This is a genomic window from Nocardia sp. NPDC004260, assembly GCF_053603155.1.
This window is the reverse complement of sequence record NZ_JBSGEZ010000001.1, coordinates 19,211-36,525: the sequence shown is the minus strand read 5'-3', so window position 1 is coordinate 36,525 and position 17,315 is coordinate 19,211. Positions and strand designations below refer to the sequence as shown.

General features: G+C 69.2%; 18 protein-coding genes and 1 tRNA gene. 7 read left to right on the top strand and 12 right to left on the bottom strand.

Annotated elements, in window-relative coordinates; genetic code table 11:
- Positions 1-95 precede the first annotated feature (95 nt).
- Entirely contained in the window at positions 96-767 is a 672-nt protein-coding gene (locus ACWEO7_RS00180; protein ID WP_452419826.1) for a lysophospholipid acyltransferase family protein, read from the bottom strand.
- 105 nt (positions 768-872) lie between these two features.
- Between ACWEO7_RS00180 and ACWEO7_RS00175 the strand changes: the two genes are divergently transcribed.
- Positions 873-1,433 (top strand): TetR/AcrR family transcriptional regulator, encoded by a 561-nt coding sequence (locus ACWEO7_RS00175; protein ID WP_450020407.1) that lies wholly within the window; start codon positions 873-875, stop codon positions 1,431-1,433.
- Positions 1,434-1,454: 21 nt separating this feature from the next.
- Here the strand turns inward: ACWEO7_RS00175 and ACWEO7_RS00170 are convergent, their stop codons facing one another.
- Positions 1,455-2,645, bottom strand: coding sequence for an aminotransferase class V-fold PLP-dependent enzyme (locus tag ACWEO7_RS00170; RefSeq protein WP_452419825.1), 1,191 nt, complete (start codon positions 2,643-2,645; stop codon positions 1,455-1,457).
- A gap of 176 nt (positions 2,646-2,821) precedes the next feature.
- On the opposite strand from ACWEO7_RS00170, the gene egtA reads away from it, so the two are divergent.
- The 4 genes from egtA (at position 2,822) to egtD (ending at position 7,489) form a co-directional block, all read left to right on the top strand.
- Complete coding sequence (egtA, locus tag ACWEO7_RS00165; RefSeq protein ID WP_452419824.1) at positions 2,822-4,162, top strand: ergothioneine biosynthesis glutamate--cysteine ligase EgtA; 1,341 nt, start codon at positions 2,822-2,824, stop codon at positions 4,160-4,162.
- A gap of 94 nt (positions 4,163-4,256) precedes the next feature.
- Entirely contained in the window at positions 4,257-5,603 is a 1,347-nt protein-coding gene (egtB, locus tag ACWEO7_RS00160; RefSeq protein WP_452419823.1) for an ergothioneine biosynthesis protein EgtB, read from the top strand.
- Between the two features lie 87 nt (positions 5,604-5,690).
- Positions 5,691-6,500, top strand: a complete 810-nt coding sequence (gene egtC, locus ACWEO7_RS00155; protein ID WP_452419822.1) for an ergothioneine biosynthesis protein EgtC — start codon at positions 5,691-5,693, stop codon at positions 6,498-6,500.
- 17 nt (positions 6,501-6,517) lie between these two features.
- Complete coding sequence (egtD, locus tag ACWEO7_RS00150) at positions 6,518-7,489, top strand: L-histidine N(alpha)-methyltransferase (protein WP_452419821.1); 972 nt, start codon at positions 6,518-6,520, stop codon at positions 7,487-7,489.
- A gap of 21 nt (positions 7,490-7,510) precedes the next feature.
- Here the strand turns inward: egtD and ACWEO7_RS00145 are convergent, their stop codons facing one another.
- The 6 genes from ACWEO7_RS00145 to ACWEO7_RS00120 all read right to left on the bottom strand — a co-directional run bounded on the left by ACWEO7_RS00145 (position 7,511) and on the right by ACWEO7_RS00120 (position 12,158).
- Positions 7,511-8,158, bottom strand: a complete 648-nt coding sequence (locus ACWEO7_RS00145) for a DUF2461 domain-containing protein (RefSeq protein ID WP_452419820.1) — start codon at positions 8,156-8,158, stop codon at positions 7,511-7,513.
- A 50-nt stretch (positions 8,159-8,208) separates the two neighbouring features.
- Positions 8,209-9,081, bottom strand: a complete 873-nt coding sequence (locus tag ACWEO7_RS00140) for a hypothetical protein (protein ID WP_452419819.1) — start codon at positions 9,079-9,081, stop codon at positions 8,209-8,211.
- Between the two features lie 100 nt (positions 9,082-9,181).
- Positions 9,182-9,439 carry a hypothetical protein gene (locus ACWEO7_RS00135; protein ID WP_452419818.1) on the bottom strand — a complete coding sequence of 86 codons (258 nt, stop codon included), beginning with the start codon at positions 9,437-9,439 and terminating at the stop codon, positions 9,182-9,184.
- A 90-nt stretch (positions 9,440-9,529) separates the two neighbouring features.
- Entirely contained in the window at positions 9,530-10,495 is a 966-nt protein-coding gene (locus ACWEO7_RS00130) for a ribose-phosphate diphosphokinase (protein WP_452420025.1), read from the bottom strand.
- Between the two features lie 11 nt (positions 10,496-10,506).
- Positions 10,507-11,997 carry a bifunctional UDP-N-acetylglucosamine diphosphorylase/glucosamine-1-phosphate N-acetyltransferase GlmU gene (gene glmU, locus ACWEO7_RS00125; RefSeq protein WP_450020425.1) on the bottom strand — a complete coding sequence of 497 codons (1,491 nt, stop codon included), beginning with the start codon at positions 11,995-11,997 and terminating at the stop codon, positions 10,507-10,509.
- A gap of 90 nt (positions 11,998-12,087) precedes the next feature.
- Positions 12,088-12,158, bottom strand: a tRNA-Gln gene (locus tag ACWEO7_RS00120).
- A gap of 466 nt (positions 12,159-12,624) precedes the next feature.
- Between ACWEO7_RS00120 and ACWEO7_RS00115 the strand changes: the two genes are divergently transcribed.
- Complete coding sequence (locus ACWEO7_RS00115; RefSeq protein ID WP_043731867.1) at positions 12,625-13,239, top strand: TetR/AcrR family transcriptional regulator; 615 nt, start codon at positions 12,625-12,627, stop codon at positions 13,237-13,239.
- Between the two features lie 181 nt (positions 13,240-13,420).
- Positions 13,421-14,068, top strand: coding sequence for a TetR/AcrR family transcriptional regulator (locus ACWEO7_RS00110; protein WP_159843027.1), 648 nt, complete (start codon positions 13,421-13,423; stop codon positions 14,066-14,068).
- A gap of 375 nt (positions 14,069-14,443) precedes the next feature.
- Here ACWEO7_RS00110 and ACWEO7_RS00105 read toward each other — a convergent pair whose 3' ends face one another.
- The 4 genes from ACWEO7_RS00105 to ACWEO7_RS00090 form a co-directional block, all read right to left on the bottom strand.
- Positions 14,444-15,208 carry a cyclic nucleotide-degrading phosphodiesterase gene (locus tag ACWEO7_RS00105; RefSeq protein ID WP_450025159.1) on the bottom strand — a complete coding sequence of 255 codons (765 nt, stop codon included), beginning with the start codon at positions 15,206-15,208 and terminating at the stop codon, positions 14,444-14,446.
- 69 nt (positions 15,209-15,277) lie between these two features.
- Complete coding sequence (locus ACWEO7_RS00100) at positions 15,278-15,994, bottom strand: rhomboid family intramembrane serine protease (protein ID WP_452419817.1); 717 nt, start codon at positions 15,992-15,994, stop codon at positions 15,278-15,280.
- 65 nt (positions 15,995-16,059) lie between these two features.
- A complete protein-coding gene (locus ACWEO7_RS00095; RefSeq protein WP_452419816.1) occupies positions 16,060-17,022 on the bottom strand; it encodes a cysteine synthase in 963 nt (320 codons plus the stop codon).
- Between the two features lie 8 nt (positions 17,023-17,030).
- Positions 17,031-17,303 carry a MoaD/ThiS family protein gene (locus ACWEO7_RS00090; protein ID WP_063051456.1) on the bottom strand — a complete coding sequence of 91 codons (273 nt, stop codon included), beginning with the start codon at positions 17,301-17,303 and terminating at the stop codon, positions 17,031-17,033.
- Positions 17,304-17,315: the final 12 nt, after the last annotated feature.

The following is a 17,315-nucleotide window of genomic DNA, read 5'->3' as shown; positions in this document are numbered from 1 at the left end:
CCAACTCCTCCATCACCAACCGTTGCCGGGAACCGGCCTCCCCCGACTATCACGCCATAGTGGCCCAGCGTTAACCCCATTTCCAGGGGCGCAGGTCAGGGCCGTGAAACAGCGGCCGGAAAGGTTGCGGCGTAACGATCGACGTAGCACCGGCCGGAGCGGGCGGCCAGTTCGCGCATCAACTCGTCGGTCGCGGCGCGCACCGTCTGGCGCTGCTCGGCGGGCGGATAGCGACGCGGCGCGCCGAACGCGATACGCACCTTGCCGAAACGCAGCAGACGGCTGCCGCGCGGGTTCACCCGATCGGTGCCGGAGAGGGTCACCGGAACGACCGGCGCGCCGGTGGCCATGGCGACCCGCAAGGTGCCGGTGCGTCCGCGATAGATCCGGCCGTCGGGGGAACGGGTGCCTTCGGGATGGATCGCCCAGGCCCCGCCGTCCGTCAGGATGCGGGTGGCGGCGGCCAGCGCCGCGGCGGCCGCGTCACCGCCGGTCCGATCGACCGGCACCTGTCCGGAGACCGAGTAGAACCAGCGGTTGATCCGGCCGCGCACGCCTTTTCCGGTGAAGTACTCCTGCTTCGCCAGGAACGTCACGCGCCGTGGCACGACCAGCGCGAGGTAGAGGGAGTCGATCACCGCGAGATGATTGGCCGCGATGATCACCGGTCCGGTCCGCGGAATGTTCTCCAGTCCTTCGACCGTCGGCCTGCCCAGCAGTCGCAGCAGCGGACCGAGCAGGACGTACTTGAACAGCGGGTACCACACGTAGACCTCCTGGGAAATTGGGCGTAGACACTGTCTACCCGATTTCGTAGACAGTGTCTACACCCGGTGTGCGGTCACACGGCGACAGGTGTAGACAATGTCCGCATGGCCGAGAGCGAGTCGCTACGAGATCGTCTGGTCGACGCCGGTGTCGATCTGCTCGAAGAGGTCGGCGCCGCGGGACTGGGATTGCGGGTCATCACCAGGGCCGCTGGCGTCTCGCACGGTGCGCCGCGTCGGTATTTCCCGACCCACCGCGCACTGCTCGCCGCCATCGCGGCGCGGGGTTTCGCCGACCTCGCGGACCGGTTCGCCGCGGTGGACGCCGGGGCCGCGCGCGATCGTCTCACCCGGATGAGCGCCGAGTACATCGACTTCGCCGCGCGGCGGCCGGAGATGTTCACGCTGATGTTCCGGCACGACCTGCTCGAAGGCTCCGGCGAGAATCTACGGTCGGTCAGCCTGCCGCTGTTCGCGCGGTTCGCCGAGCTGGTCGGCGCGGCGGCGGAATCGGGCGCGATCGACCCGCGCCACCGTGCGATCGCCCTGTGGACCAATGTGCACGGCATCGCCACCACCCAGGCCAATCGAAGCTTGCGCCTGGTCGACCCGGGAGCGGACGCGGCGGCCCTGGTGGCCAGGGCACTGGCCGTGCACCTGGCCTGACCGTTCCGTGGCGCTCGCGGCTCAGGCGCGCAGCTGCGCCACCGCGGCGACGAAACGGTCGAGCTCGTCGAAACCGACGAAGCAGTGCGGCGAAGCGCGCACGACGGAGGCCAGGCCGCGGCCGGTCATGTCCAGCAGCGTCGAGCCCGCGTGGCTGACCGTGACGGTGATGTCCTGCGCCAGCAGCCGGTCGCGCACCTCGACGGACTCGACGCCGTCGACGGTGAACGACACGATGCCGCTGTGCCGGATGCCGAGATCGCGCACGGTGACGCCGGGAATCTCCGGCAGCGCCTTGCGCAGGTGCTCGGCGCGGGCCGCGATCGCGGCGTAGACGTTCTCCGGGCCCAGTTCGAGCAGATATCGCACAGCGGCGCCCAAGCCGAGGCGGCCCGCGACGTCGCACTCCCAGAACTCGAAGCGGCCTGCGTCGGGCGCGAGCCGGTAGTCGTGCGGGCCGGTCCATTCCGCGCTGTGCAGGTCGAGCCGTCCTGGTTCCATGGAGCGCGCCAACTCCGGCCGCAGATACAGAAATCCGGTGCCGCGCGGGCCGCGCAGCCACTTGCGTCCGGTGGCCGACAAGGCGTCGACGCCGAGTTCGGCCACGTCCAAGGGCAGCTGCCCGGCGGACTGACAGGCGTCCAGCAGCACCAGCGCGCCGACCGAGTGCGCGACCCTGGTCGCCTCCGCGGCCGGGTTCACCAACCCGCCGTTGGTCGGCGCGTGCAGGATCGAAACCAACTTGACCCGTTCGTCGACCAGCGCGGTGAGCGCGTCGAGGTCGATCTGCCCGCTGCCGTCGCTCGGGATCCGCTCCACCGTGGCGCCCGTGGCGCGGGCGCGCTGCAAGGCGGCGATGGCATTGCTGGCGTAGTCCGCCTCGGAGATCAGGATGCGGTCGCCCGCCGCGAGCGGGACCGAGTAGAAGAAGTCCGCCCAGGATCGGGTGGCGCTGTCGCTGAGCGCGATGCTCTCGGGTTCGGCGTTGATCAACGCGCCGATGGCGGTCTTGACGTCGGCGAGATCGTCGAGCCGCTCGTTCGCGGCGCGATAACCTCCGATCTCCGCTTCCCGCAGCAGATGCGCGACGACGGTGTCGGTGACGACTCGCGGCGGTAGCGACGACCCGGCGCTGTCGAGGAAAACGGGTCCGGGTTCCGGCCCGGACACGCATCCGGGAGTGTCGGCTCGTACGCGAACGTCATCCAGCATGGAGCCGACCTTATCGGGTCGATTGTTCGGCTTCATGTCGGTTTCTTGTCGGTCCGCGTGGCTACGCTGGATGGATCGCCGCACGCGAATTTCGGCCCGTGAGTGGAATATCACCGCGCCGAATGGCGATAACCGAAGAACAGCGGACAACGTCCCGACGCCCACTGGAGGTTGGCATGGCGGTCACGCTCGAGAGTCCTGAGTCGGCCGGTTGTGCCACCGAGCAGGGAGAACTGTCCTCCCGCGCGGCGGCGGAGGCCTATATCGGCGGGGTGTGCTTCAAGCTCGGACCACCCACGCTGATCGGCGCCGAACTCGAATGGCTCACGGTGCAGGGTGAGTGTTCGGCGTCCGGACCTTCGGCCGCTCCGCGCCCCCAACTGTCCGCCTTGGCGGACGCTCTCGGACCGTACGCACCACGGTCCATCGCCCCCGATTCGCCGGCGCTCGCGCTGCCGGGGGGCAGCCGGGTCACTCTCGAACCCGGTGGTCAGATCGAACTCTCCAGCGCTCCCTACGAAGCTGCCGCGCAGCTGTGTGATCGACTGCGCGATGATGCCCGCCTGTTGCGGGAACTTCTCGAATCCCGGTCCATCCGCCCCGTTTCCGTCGCCGCCGACGCGGACCGCCGTCCCAAACGCTTGCTTCAGCTGCCGCGCTATCGCGCGATGGAGCGCTCCTTCGGCGGCATCGGGCCGTTCGGCAAGCTGATGATGTGCAACACCGCGGCCGCCCAGGTCAGCGTCGACGCGGGCGCCGACCGTGCGGACGTCACCGCGCGGTGGACCGCCCTGTACGCCGTCGGCCCGGCCCTGCTTGCCGCCTTCGCCTGTTCACCCGTCCTGCGTGGCGCGCCGCCCGGAGCGTGGGCCTCTCAGCGCATGCGGGCCTGGCTGCGGCTGGACAACACGCGCACCCGTCCGCCGGTGCTGGACTGGACCGACCCGGTGGCCGCCTACGGCAGATGGGCGCTGGACGTGCCGCTGCTGTGCGTGCGCCGACCCGATGGTGCGGCGGAATGCGGCGACGCCGACGGATGGTCCGCGCCGCCAGGGGCCACCTTCGCCGACTGGCTGTCCGGCGCGCTGGACGACGAGGTGGGCCGCCGCCCCGACACCGGCGATCTCGACTATCACCTCACCACGCTGTTCCCGCCGGTACGCGCGTCCGGCCACTTGGAGGTCCGCTACATCGACGCGCAGCCCGGTGACGCGTGGACCGTTCCCGTGCACGTGTTCGACGCGCTCATGTCCAGCCCGTCGGTGGTCGCGGAGGCGAGCTCGATCGCGGCGCCGCTGGCAGGCCGCTGGGTCGATGCCGCCCGCTACGGATTGGCCGATCCGGACATCCGGGCGGGCGCGGTCGCCCTGCTGCGCCTCGCGGCCGAACACACCGCGACCGACGAGGCGGCCCGCGCCGTCGAGTCCGCCGCCGAACGATGTCACCGCGGTCGCACCCCGACCGAGGACGACATCGAACACGCCCCGAGCCCGCAGCTTCCGGGCGTCGCCACGTGAACCAGCCGCGCTGCCCTGGCGCCACGCAGGCCCACCGGGCCGCCGCCAGCCGAATCGCCGCCGTCGACCCCCATGAATCCCGGAGATGTTTTTCGTGACCACTTTCCAACCCGCCCCGACCGACAACTTCGGCACCGAACAGCTCAGGGACCGGATCGCCGACGTTCTCACGCGCGCCCGCCAGCGTACCCACACGCTCACCGACTGCGTCGACGAAGCCGAACTCGTGGCCCAGCATTCCCGGCTGATGAGCCCGCTGGTCTGGGATCTGGCACACATCGGCAATCAGGAAGAGCTCTGGCTCGTGCGCGACGTCGGCGGCCGCGACCCGGTGCGCGCCGACATCGATGAACTCTACGACGCCTTCAAACACGCCCGCGCGAACCGGCCCACACTGCCGCTGCTCGATCCCGCCCAGGCGCGCGACTATGTCGGCACCGTACGCGACAAGGTGTTGGACGTGCTGGCGCGCAGCGATCTGCGCGGCCGTCCGCTGATCGACGACGGATTCGCCTTCGGCATGATCGCCCAGCACGAGCAGCAGCACGACGAGACCATGCTGGCCACCCACCAGTTGCGCACCGGCGCCGTCGTGCTCTCGGCGGCGGACGCCCCGGCCGCGACGGCGGCGGTGGGCGCGGAAGTCGTCATCCCCGCCGGGGAATTCCTCATGGGCACCTCGACCGACCCGTGGGCGCTGGACAACGAGCGCCCCGCCCATCCGGTACGAGTGGCCGGTTTCGCGATCGACGCCGCGCCGGTCACCAATGAGCAGTACCTGGCCTTCGTCGACGACGGCGGCTACGAACGCCCCGAACTCTGGTCCGAGCGCGGCTGGGCGCATCGCGTCGAGGCGGGCCTGGTCGCGCCGCAGTTCTGGGAGCGTGATCCGTCCGGGCGTTGGTGGCGCCGGGTGTTCGGCGTGATGACCCCGCTGCGGCCGCGACAGCCGGTCGTGCACGTGTGCTGGTTCGAGGCCCAGGCCTACGCGAACTGGGCGGGCAAGCGCCTGCCCACCGAAGCGGAATGGGAGAAGGCGGCCCGGTTCGATCCGGCCACCGGCGCGTCGCGCCGATTCCCCTGGGGCGACGCGGATCCCGACGTCGCCACCGCGAACCTCGGGCAGCGGCATCTGGAACCCGCCGAGGTGGGCGCGTATCCGGCCGGCGCGTCCCCCGCGGGCGTGCACCAGTTGATCGGGGACGTGTGGGAATGGACCGCTTCGGGTTTCGAGGCGTACCCGGGGTTCCGGGCGTTCCCGTACCGGGAGTACTCCGAGGTGTTCTTCGGCGGTGACTACCGTGTGCTGCGCGGCGGTTCCTTCGGCACCGATCCGGTGGCCTGCCGCGGCACCTTCCGCAACTGGGACCATCCCATCCGTCGCCAGATCTTCGCCGGGTTCCGCCTGGCGCGGGATCTGCGGCCCGGAGAAGGGGAGTGAGCGACGCCCGTCGTGCCGGGCGATGGTGTGGCCGCGGTCCCGCGGCGAGCGGCCCGCGCCCGGCGACGGCGGCCCCGGCGGGTGCGGATGTGTAGACACCTGGGTTACGTCGGCCCGCCGGTGCGGGTGGGCGACATGTTGACCCTCGGCTCCCATTCGCTGCGCACCCAGGCGTGGGCGCCGCGCGACATGCGTCACGGGGGCACCATCAACGCCGACGGTTTCGGCGTCGCCTGGTGGAGCGTCACGCCGGACGACACGGTCACCGCCAGCCGTTACCGCAACGCCGAGCCGATCTGGACCGACCCGGCCGTGGACGAGGTGCTGCCGCAACTGGAGTCCGCCGCGGTGCTCGGGGCGGTGCGGTCGGCGACGGTCGGCATGCCGGTGGAACGGTCCGCGTGCGCGCCGTTCACCCGCGACCGCTGGGCGTTCAGCCACAACGGCGTGGTGCCGGACTGGCGCCGCACCCTGACCGGCGTGGCGGCTGAGTTCGCGGTCGTCGCGGCCGAACTCGGCGCCGAGGACCTGTTCTCTCCGGCACGGCTGCTGGAGGCCGAATCCGCCACCGACGCGGCGACGCTGTGGGTGCTGCTGTGCGATCTGCTGTCGACCGGCGCACCGGACGGCGAGTGGTCGGCGGCTCCGGCCGCGCTGCGGCTGCTCGTCTCCGCGATCCTCGACCGAGCGCCGGAAGCACGCCTGAACCTCCTGCTCTCCGACGGTGCGCAACTGTGGGCGACCACCTGCCACCACTCGTTGTCGGTGCTGGTCACCGACGATTTCGCACTCGTGTCCTCCGAACCGTTCGACGACGATCCCCGCTGGCAGTCGATCCCGGACCGCAGCCTGGTGAGCGCCAGGCCCGGCGTGCTGTCCGTCGACCCCCTCCTCTGACCCGAAAGGCCGGTGCCATGACCGCAGTCACGCTGGACATCCACCTGACCGAAGACGACCTGAACACCGCGCTGCGCTCGGACGCCAGGCTGGGCCTGACCGCGAACCCGAAATGGTTGCCGCCCAAATGGTTCTACGACGCCAAGGGCAGCGAGCTGTTCGAGCGGATCACCGAGTTGCCCGAGTACTATCCGACACGCACCGAGCGCGCGCTGCTCGAACGGGTGGTCGACGAGATCGCCGACGCCGCCCAAGCGGAGGTACTGGTCGAACTGGGCGCCGGGTCGGCGGCGAAGACGCGCCTGCTGCTCACCGCTCTGAGCGCGCGCGGGCCGTTGAAGACATATGTACCGCAAGATGTTTCGTCGGCAGCGCTGCGGGCGGCCGCCGACGAGGTCGCGGTCGAGTTCCCTGGGCTCGCCGTGCGCGGTGTGGTCAGCGACTTCACCGACACGCTGGCCAACCTCCCCCGCGGCGGACGCCGGATGATCGCATTCCTCGGCGGCACCATCGGCAACCTCGTCCCCGCGGAACGGGCGGAGTTCCTCGCCAGGATCCACGACTTGCTCGAGCCGGGGGAGCAACTGCTGCTCGGGGCCGGGCTGGTCACCGACCCGGCGGTACTCGTTCCCGCCTACGACGACGCGGCTGGCGTCACCGCCGAGTTCAACCGGAACGTCCTGCACGTGCTGAACTCTCGCTTGCGCGCCGACTTCGCGCCGGAGAAATTCCGGCACGTCGCGGTCTGGGACGCCGAACGGGAGTGGATCGAGATGCGGCTGGAGGCGAGCGAGGACATGACCGTCGCGGTCGGCGATCTCGACCTCACCGTGCGCTTCGGGCGTGGCGAACAGATGCGCACCGAGATCTCCGCCAAGTTCCGCGTCGAGCGCCTCGAAGCCGAACTCACCGACGCGGGCTTCGCCACCGGACACGTGTGGACCGATCCGGACGATCGTTTCGCGCTGCTGCTCGCCGGGCGGCGCTGACCACGTGTCGATCGGCGGCGCTCACCACGACGGGGCGCCGCCGACCACCGCCCCGAGCCACTCGACCAGCGGCCGCATCGTCTCCCAGGCGGCGCGGACTTCCTTCGCCGTGCGCGGCGTGTCCAGCCAGGCGGGCGCGCCGAATTCCCGGCCGCACGTGATCGACTTGTGCCGCAGCAGGTCGATGCGCGGGTGGTCGGCGTCGTAGCCCTTGGGTTTGGTCTTCAGCTTCTCGCCGCCGATGGTGAAGCCCCCGTCGGCGAGTTTCGCGAGGATCACCACCAGTTCCGGTCCGCGCACCTCGTCGTCGATGGTGGCGCGCAGCTGCGCGAGTTGCTCGGACGAGCCCTGGTAGAAACCGCCACCGACGAACAGACCCCCGGCGTTGATCTGGACGTACCAGCCGACGCCCGCCGCGGCGCGCACCACGGCGCCCTGGGCGGTCTTGTACGGCGACTTGTCCTTGGCGAACCGCACGTCGCGGTAGGGCCGGAAGATTTTCGCGGTCCCGAAATCCGGCTCCAAATCGGCCACCAGCGCCTTCATGGGTGCGAGCACCGACTCGTCATAGATCTTCTTGTGCGCGGTCCAGAACGCCTTGGAGTTGTCGGCCTCCAGGTCTTCGTAGAAGTCCAGCCCGGCGAGCGGGAAACCCGCGAATCCGGTCATGCCCGCACACCCGCCGCGCTGATGTCACCCGATAGACGCATACCGAAAATCTACGTCGTGATGTCTCCGCCGAACACGGCGAATCCCACGATGAGGCCGATCACCATTCCGACGGCCGCCGCGATCGCTGCCCATTTGCCGAGCGATTCGCCCTTGTTGCGCCCGATGATGCCCAGGATTATCCCGGCCGGGCCGAACAAGATCGGGCAGAACAGCACCGCGGTTATCGCGCAGACGAAGCCGATGATCGAGTACACCTGGCTGGTCGGCTGCTTCGGCGGGGTGGCATAGGGCTCGTACCCCTGCTGCGGATAGGACGGGTAGCCGTACTGCGGCTGCTGCGGTCCGGACGGTGGATAGCCATGCCCACCGTCGGGCGGGTACTGAGGCTGCCCCGTCGGCGGATACGGCTGCTGAGGGGGATACGGCTGCTGAAAGTCACCGGGCTGCCCGCTCGGCGGATAAGGCGGTTGCCCGCCCGCACCGTACTGCGTGTGCTCGTCGGGCGTGAACCGCTGCGTCGTTTCGCCGGGAGGCTGTGGCCCGGAACCCGGCGAGGGAGTCCCCGGCGCGGCGGGTTCGGCGCCCCAGGACTGCTGCTCACCCCCGCCGTTGGCGCCCCAAGGCCGGGGTTCGGCGGGCTGGCCGCTGGGCTCGGCGCCCCACTGACCGCCCATCGCTCCCGCGGGCGGCGGGCCGCTCGACTGCCACCATTGATCGGCCGGACCCGGCTCGTGCTCCGGCGGTCGCGCGGCGGCGGGATCATGCTCGGTGGGTCGTCCACCGGGCGTCTGTGCCGGGGCGGAGCCGGTCGATGGCTGGGCAGGCTCGTCACCGGAGGTCTCCCCGGTCGGCTTCGACGACGGTGACTCCGGCGGCCGCTGCTCGTCGTCGGTGTGGTCCGGATCCTTCGGCGTGCTCATCGCACCCTCCTCGTGTCGTCCCGGTCACGCAACCTATGCCTACCACGGTGAGCGTGTCGTCATAGCCGATTGCTACAGGCGCGTCGGGAACGGAGCAGGTTCAGAGATCCTCGTCGTCGATGATCTCGATCGCGGCCACCTCGGCGGACCGGTCGTCCTCCTCGTCCTCGGCGAGGGTGTCCCGGGTAGTCCACTCCTGGTCCAGCTCGTCATCGATGCCGAGCCTGCCGTCGTCCTCGTCCTCGTGGTAACGGATGCGCAGTTCGTCGGGCGGATCCTCGATGTTGCGCTGATACTCGCGGATCTCGTCCTCCTGGTCGTCGTCCCCCATCTCGGTCTCCAACGGATCACGGTCCATACCCTCAGTATCCCCATTGATCGCCGCGGCTAACAGGGACACGAGAACGGCGGCCCGGACCGTAGAGCCGCCGTTCTCGCGGTAAGAGCTCTATGCGTTTCCGTTGAAAAGTCCGGTCACGGAGCCGTTTTCGAAGACCTCGCGGATCGTGCGGGCCAGCAGTGGCGCGATGGACAGCACGGTCAGCTGGGGGAACTTCTTCTCCTCGCTCAGCGGCAGGGTGTTGGTCACCACGACCTCCTTGGCGCCGCAGTTGGCGAGGCGCTCGGCCGCGGGCTCGCTCAGCACGCCGTGGGTCGCGGCGATGACCACGTCACCGGCGCCCGCGTCCTTGAGCACCCTGACCGCGCCCGCGATGGTGCCGCCGGTGTCGATCATGTCGTCGATCAGGATGCAGGTGCGGCCCTCGACCTCGCCGACCACGCGGTTGGACTTCACCTGGTTGGGCACCAGCGGGTCGCGGGTCTTGTGGATGAACGCCAGCGGCGAGCCGCCCAGCGAGTCGGCCCACTTCTCGGCGACGCGTACACGGCCGGAGTCGGGGGAGACGACGGTGATGTGCTCGAGGCTGTAGTTGGTGCGGACGTACTCCGCCAGCTGCACCTGCGCGTGCATGTGGTCGACCGGGCCGTCGAAGAAGCCCTGGATCTGGTCGGTGTGCAGGTCGACGGTGATGATCCGGTTCGCGCCCGCGGTCTTCAGCAGGTCGGCGACCAGACGGGCCGAGATGGGCTCACGGCCGCGGTGCTTCTTGTCCTGGCGGGCGTACGGGTAGAAGGGCAGCACCGCGGTGATCCGCTTGGCCGAGCCGCGCTTGAGCGCGTCGATCATGATGAGCTGCTCCATCAGCCACTGGTTCAGCGGCGCGGGGAAGCTCTGCAGGACGAAGGCGTCGGAGCCGCGCACCGACTCCTCGAACCGGACGAAGATCTCGCCGTTGGCGAAGTCCCGTGCCACCTGCGGCGTGACGTGGACGTCGAGCTCCTTGGCGACCTGCTCGGCCAGCTCAGGATGAGCGCGTCCCGAGAAGAGCATCAGGTTCTTCTGGTTGTCCATCCATGACGCGGTCACTGCTGTTTGCCATCCTTTTGCTCTATTGCCTGACCCGACATCTCCTTGGCCGCGATGGCTTCCGCCGCCGCGCGGGCCGCGTCCGTCCCTGGACGGTGTCGCTGCACCCAGCCCTCGATGTTCTTCTGCGGTCCACCGGACACCGCGAGAGCTCCGGGCGGAACGTTTCTGCGCAGTACAGTACCCGCCGCCGTGTAGGCTCCGTCACCCACCGTCACCGGCGCGACGAACATGGTATCGCTGCCGGTGCGCACGTGCGAGCCGACGACGGTGTGGTGCTTGGTCACGCCGTCGTAGTTGACGAAGACGCTCGACGCACCGATGTTGCTGTGCTCGCCGATGGTGGCGTCGCCGACGTAGGTCAGGTGCGGGACCTTCGAGTGCGCGCCGATCGAGGCGTTCTTGGTCTCGACGAACGCGCCGAGCTTGCCCGTGTCGCCCACGATGGTGCCCGGCCGCAAGTAGGCGAACGGGCCGATGGTCGCCTTCGGGCCGATGGTGGCGCCCTCGCCGTGGGTGCGGATCACCTTCGCCCCGTCGCCGACGACCACGTCGGTGAGCGTGCTGTCCGGGCCGACCTCGGCGTCCTCGCCGACGACGGTGTTGCCGAGCAGTTGCACGCCGGGCAGGATCACGGCGTCCCTGCTGATGCGCACGCTGGCGTCCACCCAGGTCGAGGCGGGATCCATGATCGTCACGCCCGCGCGCATGTGGCGTTCCAGGATGTAGCGGTTGAGCGTGCGCGCCGCCGAGGCCAGCTGCACGCGGTCGTTGACGCCGGTGACCTTGGCCGCGTCGACCAGGCGTGCGCCGTGCACCGGGTGTCCGGCCTCCCTGGCCAGGCGCAGCACGTCGGTCAGGTACAGCTCGTGCTGGGCGTTGGCGGTGGACAGGCGGCTGATCATGGTGCGCAGTATCGCGGCGTCGAACGCGTACACGCCGGAATTGACCTCGGTGATCGCGGCCTGTTCCGGGGTGGCGTCGGCGTGTTCGACGATCTCGGCGAGCTGGCCTTCGGCGTCGCGGACGATGCGGCCGTAACCATTCGGGTCCGGCGGCACGAAGGTCAGCACGGTGACCGCGGGGCGTTCGGCGTAGCTGCGGTGCTCATCGAGCAGCGCGGCCAGGGTGTGCCCGTCCAGCAGCGGCACGTCGGCGGAGGTGACCAGCACGTCGCCGGTGAAGCCGACCGGCAGGGCGGCAAGCGCGCACTGCACCGCGTGGCCCGTGCCGAGTTGCTCTTCCTGGATCGCCGGGGTGATCTCCCGGCCGAGATCGTCGGCCACCGCGGCCACCGCGGCGCCGACTTGTTCGCGATCGTGCCCCACCACGGTGATGAGGTACGCGGGGTCGATCTCGTTCGCCGCATGCAGCGCGTGCGCGAGCATGCTCCGACCGGCCAGCGAATGCAGGACCTTGGGGGTCTTCGACCGCATTCGTGTCCCGGCACCGGCTGCGAGAACGACGACGGCGGTCTGCTGTGGCATGGATCTCCCTCGGCTGCCTGTCCTCGTGCTGGGCGTCGTCGTGCTTGGTCAGCGATGTGCGGGCCAACGATAAGTCATCGTGCTCTCGAGCTCCGCCGCCAGGACTCGAACCTGAACTCTCTGAACCAAAATCAGATGTGCTGCCATTACACCACGGCGGATTGCCACACCGGCGGTTGGCGAAACCCCCGCCGCTGTGCCATGGCACGGGATGAATCCTCGCATACTCGCCCGCCTCCCCGCGAATTGTTCCCCGCGCGGCATCTGGTATTCGGGCCGGACCAGCGCGGGAGCTCTCCTGTCCTCGGCCGGGCAGCGCTCGGGCGGACGGCCGCGATAGGACACCGGCCACATCGGAGCCCCGCGTCCCCTCGCCCCGGAGAAGCGGACCACCGACGGGTCTGGGACAGTGGTATCCGAATGTCGATGTCGTGCGTCGGAGCCCCGATGTGACGGCTGACCAGGCACGCGCAAGGGTAGATCGCCGGGCTCGCCCGCGGTCCCGTCCTGGCATGCGACCGTCGGGTCGAAGGGAACCGTCGAGGCACTCACGACCGGCAACAACGCGGGAAGGGCGGAGGAGCAGGGGTGTCTTCGGGTGAGTCGCATCGAGTGTCCCGGCCACGGATGACCGGCACCCAGCGGCGTCAGCAGCTGATCGAGATCGGGCGCGCGCTGTTCGCCGAACGCGGTTACGACGCGACCTCCATCGAGGAGATCGCGCAACGCGCCCAGGTCTCCAAACCCGTGGTGTACGAACACTTCGGCGGCAAAGAGGGGTTGTACGCGGTCGTCGTGGACCGGGAGATGTCGATGCTGCTGGACATGATCACGTCCTCGCTCACCCAGAACCGGTCGCGCATCCGGCTCGAACAGGTCGCGCTGGCGCTGCTGACCTATATCGAAGAACGGACCGACGGGTTTCGAATTCTGGTGCGTGATCAGCCCGCCGCGGCCGCCGAGGGCAGGTACTCCAGTTTGCTCAACGAAGCGACCAATCAGGTGGCGCACATTTTGGCCGGAGATTTCGAGCGGCGCGGGTTCGACACCAGTCTGTCCACCCTCTACGCGCAGGCGCTCGTCGGTCAGGTCGCCACCGCCGCCACCTGGTGGTTGGACGAGCGCAAACCCTCGAAAGAAGTTGTGGCGGCCCACTTGGTGAACCTGTGCTGGAACGGGCTGAGCCATCTGGAAGCCGATCCGCAGCTGAGTTCGGAATGGCGCGCGGGCGCCGGTGAGTGACCCGGATTGTTAACCAGCAAATTGCGCGACGGCTCTCGCCGAATGCTCGAATTGGCTGCTGGACGCGCGCCTGGTGGTACGGTTCACCCATCCTTTGGGTGCTGTTCGGGCGGTAAGTCGGTCAACTTCGGGATGTCGGTCTACTTCAGGATGGCTGGTTTTGGGATGACAGGCGGATCTGATGGCTAGGCAAGCGCGCGCGGAGATCACCCGCGACTCCGTCCTGGCAGGCGCAGCCGATGTCTTTCTGCGCTTGGGATATGCGAATGCGAGCCTGAGCGAGATCATCGCGCAGTCCAATGTGACCAAGGGCGCCTTGTATTTTCACTTCGGCTCCAAGGAGGAGCTGGCGCGCGCGGTGGTCGACCAGGGCAACGAGCGGTTGACGAGCTCGTGTCAGGGCTTCTTCGATCCGCGAGTGCCCGCGCTGGAGGCGTGCATCGGCATCACCTACGTCGTCGCCGATCTATCGATGAACGACCCGATGGTCGGCGCCATGCTGAAGCTGACCCACCAGATCGGCGACTACCGCGGCGCTCAAGGCGACAACATCGCCAAGAACTGGGGCGACACCTACCGGCTGCTCGCCGAACGGGCCATCGCCCAGGGTGACCTGATCGCCGACCTGGACGCCGAGGTCATCGGCCTGCTGTGGCAGGAGATGGCCGCGGGCGTGCACATCATCGCCGTCGGCACCGAATCCATCGACCAGATGGCGGTCCGGATGGAGCGCGCCTGGTACTTCCTGCTCCCGGCCATCGTCCCGGCCGAGAAGCTCTCGTACTTCAGGGAATTCGCGGCAAGGCGGTTGCGGCGCTACGTGCCGTGATATTGGCCGCGACTTCGTCGCGGCGTGTTCGCGGCCCCTTTACGGCTCGCGTCTGCGCGGCCGCCGCTTGCTCCTTCGTCGCGTACGCGGCGGCCGCGCACACGCGAGCCGGGCCGCGAACGGAACAGGCTCGGTCTCGCTTCGCTCGAAAGACGTGGCCGGGGTGCGCTGGGCACGTCGATATCGCAGTTCGCCACCCGGTGCACGCGGTGTGCAGTGACTGGCTCGCGAATCGGTCGTCGAAGGGGACGTACGGACTCGTGGATCGGCGCTGCATTCGGCAGACCGGCGTGCTGCCGCGCGGGGTGCACAAGTCCGGTGACGCCGGTCCGCTCGTGAAGTTCGCGCCATGCCCGGCCTTTACCCGGGATTCGGTCAGAGATCGAAGGTTTCGCCGGGGGCCACCGCATGCACGGGGCCGGTGAACTCTGCTTTCGCCTCGGCGATCACGTCCTCGCGGGAAGTCCACGGGGGGATGTGGGTGAGCAGCAGTTCCTTCACGCCTGCCTCGGCGGCGATCCGGCCGGCCTCGGTGCCCGAAAGGTGGATGCCGGGAGGGCGATTCGCCGGGTCGTGAGTCCAGGACGCTTCCGCCATCAGGATGTCTGCGCCCTGCGCGAGTTCGTGGACCTGGGGGCAGAGCGCGGTGTCGCCGGTGTAGACGAAAGTGCGTCCGGCGGCGGTGACGATCCGCAGACCGTAGGACTCCGGCGGGTGGAACATCCGGCGCGCGGTGACGGTGTGCCCCGGCCCGAACGAGACGGACTCGCCTTCGACCCAGGTCCGCATGTCGATCACATCCGACCAGTCGTCGCATTCGCCGCCGACCTCGGCGGAGGCGTTGCCGATGCGCAACGAGGTGTCCGACGGGCCGCGCACGATCGCCTTGCCCTCCGGGGGCGTCGGGTGGTAGCGGCGCCACACCAGCAAACCGGGCAGGTCCAGGCAGTGGTCGGCGTGCAGATGGGTCAGGAATATGTCGACCTCACCGGGATCGGCGTGGCGCTGCAACGCGCCGAGCACTCCCGGACCGAAATCGATCACCGTCGGCCGCATGTCCGGGCCGGTCAGCAGGTAACCCGACGCGGGAGAGTCCGGGCCGGACACACTGCCCGAGCACCCGAGGACGGTAAGGCGCATTCCCCCATGCTGCCACGCGGAATTCTCACTCAAGAAAGGATCCCCCCACATTTCCGGCGGGCCGCCAGCTCACCGCGGCGACGCGCCGATTCCGGCTCGGTCCCCGCGGCGGTTTCGTCGTGCATCTCCAGAGAGTACCCAGCCCGCCAGCAATCCACTCAACGCGCCGAATAGATGCCCCTGCCAAGAGATTCCGGGCTGTCCCGGGAGAACGCCCCACAGCAGCGACCCATAGAGGGCCAGCACCACGAGACCGAGCACGATCTGCCCGACGTTGCGCGCGAACCAGCCACGGGAGATGAGGAAGGTCAGCCAGCCGAACACCAGCGACGATGCGCCGATATGCGTGCTTCCCGTCGCCCCGGTGAGCCAGACGCCGAGCCCGGCCCCGAGCCAGATGATCGCGGTCGCGGCCAGCCCGCGGCCGATGCCGGTCACCAGGACCAGGAAGCCGAGCACCAGCACCGGGAGCGTGTTGCCGATCAGATGCGCCCAGCCGCCGTGCAGCAACGGGGCGAACAGGATGCCGGTCAGCCCGTCGGCACGGCGCGGCTCGATGCCCGCGTGGTCGAGCCGTCCGCCGACGGCGGTGTCGACCCCTTCGACGCCGTACAGCACTCCCACGAATCCGGCGATCAGCACTCCGGCCCGCAACCACAGTTGCTTGATCGCGGCGAAGCCTCCGGCGGCGGGCGGTGTGGGCACACCGACGGGCTTGCCCAGCTGCGCACGAAGCGCCGCCAGCCGATCAGGGTCGAACGACGGTCCGAGTCCCGCGCCGGTCATGGCCACCTCCTCGCCGTGGCGGGGACGTGGCCCCGCCTCACCGAGGGTACCGGCGCGGCCGGGAATCAGGCCCAGAGCTGGCCGTCGAGCCGCTCTTCCGCCTCTTCGAGCGTGCCGTCGTAGGCCCCGGTCGACAGGTATTTCCATCCGCCGTCGGCGACCACGAACGCGATGTCGGCGCGCGTGCCCGCCTTGACCGACTTGCGGGCGACGCCGAGCGCGGCGTGCAGGATGGCGCCGGTGGAGATCCCGGCGAAGATGCCCTCTTCGAGCACCAGTTCGCGAGTGCGTTTCACCGCGTCGTACGGGCCGACCGAGAAACGGGTGGTCAGCACGCTCTCGTCGTACAACTCGGGGATGAATCCCTCGTCGATGTTGCGCAGGCCGTAGACCAGTTCGCCGTAACGCGGCTCGGCGGCCACGATCTTGATGCCGGGCACCTTCTCCCGCAGGAAGCGGCCGGTTCCCATCAGCGTGCCCGTGGTGCCGAGACCCGCGACGAAATGGGTGATCTCGGGCAGGTCGGCCAAGATCTCCGGGCCGGTCGTCTCGTAGTGCGCCGCCGTGTTCGCCGGATTGCCGTATTGGTAGAGCATCACCCAGTCGGGGTTCTCCGCGGCGATCTTCTTCGCCAGCGCGACGGCCTGATTGGAGCCGCCCGCGGCCGGGGAATCGATGATCCTGGCGCCGAACATGGTGAGCAACTGCCGCCGCTCCACCGAGGTGTTCTCTGGCATCACGCAGACCAGCTGGTATCCCTTGAGCTTCGCCGCCATGGCCAGCGAGATGCCCGTGTTGCCGCTGGTGGGTTCGAGGATCGTGCAACCGGGCCGAAGCAGCCCGTCGGCCTCGGCCTGCTCGATCATCCGCAGGGCGGGCCGGTCCTTGATCGAGCCGGTGGGGTTGCGATCCTCCAGCTTGGCCCACAGCCGCACGTGATCGTCACCGTCCCATCGCGGGGACAGGGTGCGCAGCCCGACCAGCGGGGTATTGCCGAGAGTCGCGATCAGCGATTCGTAACGCGCCACGGGACGGGTCAGCCTCCGGCGACGGCGGGCAGGATCGTGACGCTGGCGTCCTGGGGCACTTCGGCGGCGAGCCCGCCCGCGAAGCGCACGTCCTCGTCGTCGACGTAGATGTTGACGTAGCGGTTCAGCTTGCCGTCCTTCAGCAGGCGCTCGGCGAGCCCGGGGTGGTTGGCCTCGAGGTCGTCGATCAGCGCCGACAGCGTGGCGCCTTCGGCCTGCACGCGCTTCTCACCTCCGGTGAGGCCGCGCATGATGGTCGGAATGGAGACGGTTACCGGCATGGGTACTCCTCG

Bases quoted from the DNA above. Each gene is read 5' to 3' on its own strand.
- ACWEO7_RS00110 (WP_159843027.1), top strand. From the start codon at position 13,421: ATGGCTAGGCAAGCGCGCGCGGAGATCACCCGCGACTCCGTCCTGGCA.
- ACWEO7_RS00115 (WP_043731867.1), top strand. From the start codon at position 12,625: ATGACCGGCACCCAGCGGCGTCAGCAGCTGATCGAGATCGGGCGCGCG.
- egtA (WP_452419824.1), top strand. From the start codon at position 2,822: ATGGCGGTCACGCTCGAGAGTCCTGAGTCGGCCGGTTGTGCCACCGAG.
- egtC (WP_452419822.1), top strand. From the start codon at position 5,691: ATGTGTAGACACCTGGGTTACGTCGGCCCGCCGGTGCGGGTGGGCGAC.
- ACWEO7_RS00175 (WP_450020407.1), top strand. From the start codon at position 873: ATGGCCGAGAGCGAGTCGCTACGAGATCGTCTGGTCGACGCCGGTGTC.
- ACWEO7_RS00140 (WP_452419819.1), bottom strand. From the start codon at position 9,081: ATGAGCACGCCGAAGGATCCGGACCACACCGACGACGAGCAGCGGCCG.
- ACWEO7_RS00130 (WP_452420025.1), bottom strand. From the start codon at position 10,495: ATGGACAACCAGAAGAACCTGATGCTCTTCTCGGGACGCGCTCATCCT.
- ACWEO7_RS00100 (WP_452419817.1), bottom strand. From the start codon at position 15,994: ATGACCGGCGCGGGACTCGGACCGTCGTTCGACCCTGATCGGCTGGCG.
- ACWEO7_RS00105 (WP_450025159.1), bottom strand. From the start codon at position 15,208: ATGCGCCTTACCGTCCTCGGGTGCTCGGGCAGTGTGTCCGGCCCGGAC.
- ACWEO7_RS00090 (WP_063051456.1), bottom strand. From the start codon at position 17,303: ATGCCGGTAACCGTCTCCATTCCGACCATCATGCGCGGCCTCACCGGA.
- ACWEO7_RS00170 (WP_452419825.1), bottom strand. From the start codon at position 2,645: ATGCTGGATGACGTTCGCGTACGAGCCGACACTCCCGGATGCGTGTCC.
- ACWEO7_RS00145 (WP_452419820.1), bottom strand. From the start codon at position 8,158: ATGACCGGATTCGCGGGTTTCCCGCTCGCCGGGCTGGACTTCTACGAA.
- egtD (WP_452419821.1), top strand. From the start codon at position 6,518: ATGACCGCAGTCACGCTGGACATCCACCTGACCGAAGACGACCTGAAC.
- ACWEO7_RS00135 (WP_452419818.1), bottom strand. From the start codon at position 9,439: ATGGACCGTGATCCGTTGGAGACCGAGATGGGGGACGACGACCAGGAG.
- glmU (WP_450020425.1), bottom strand. From the start codon at position 11,997: ATGCCACAGCAGACCGCCGTCGTCGTTCTCGCAGCCGGTGCCGGGACA.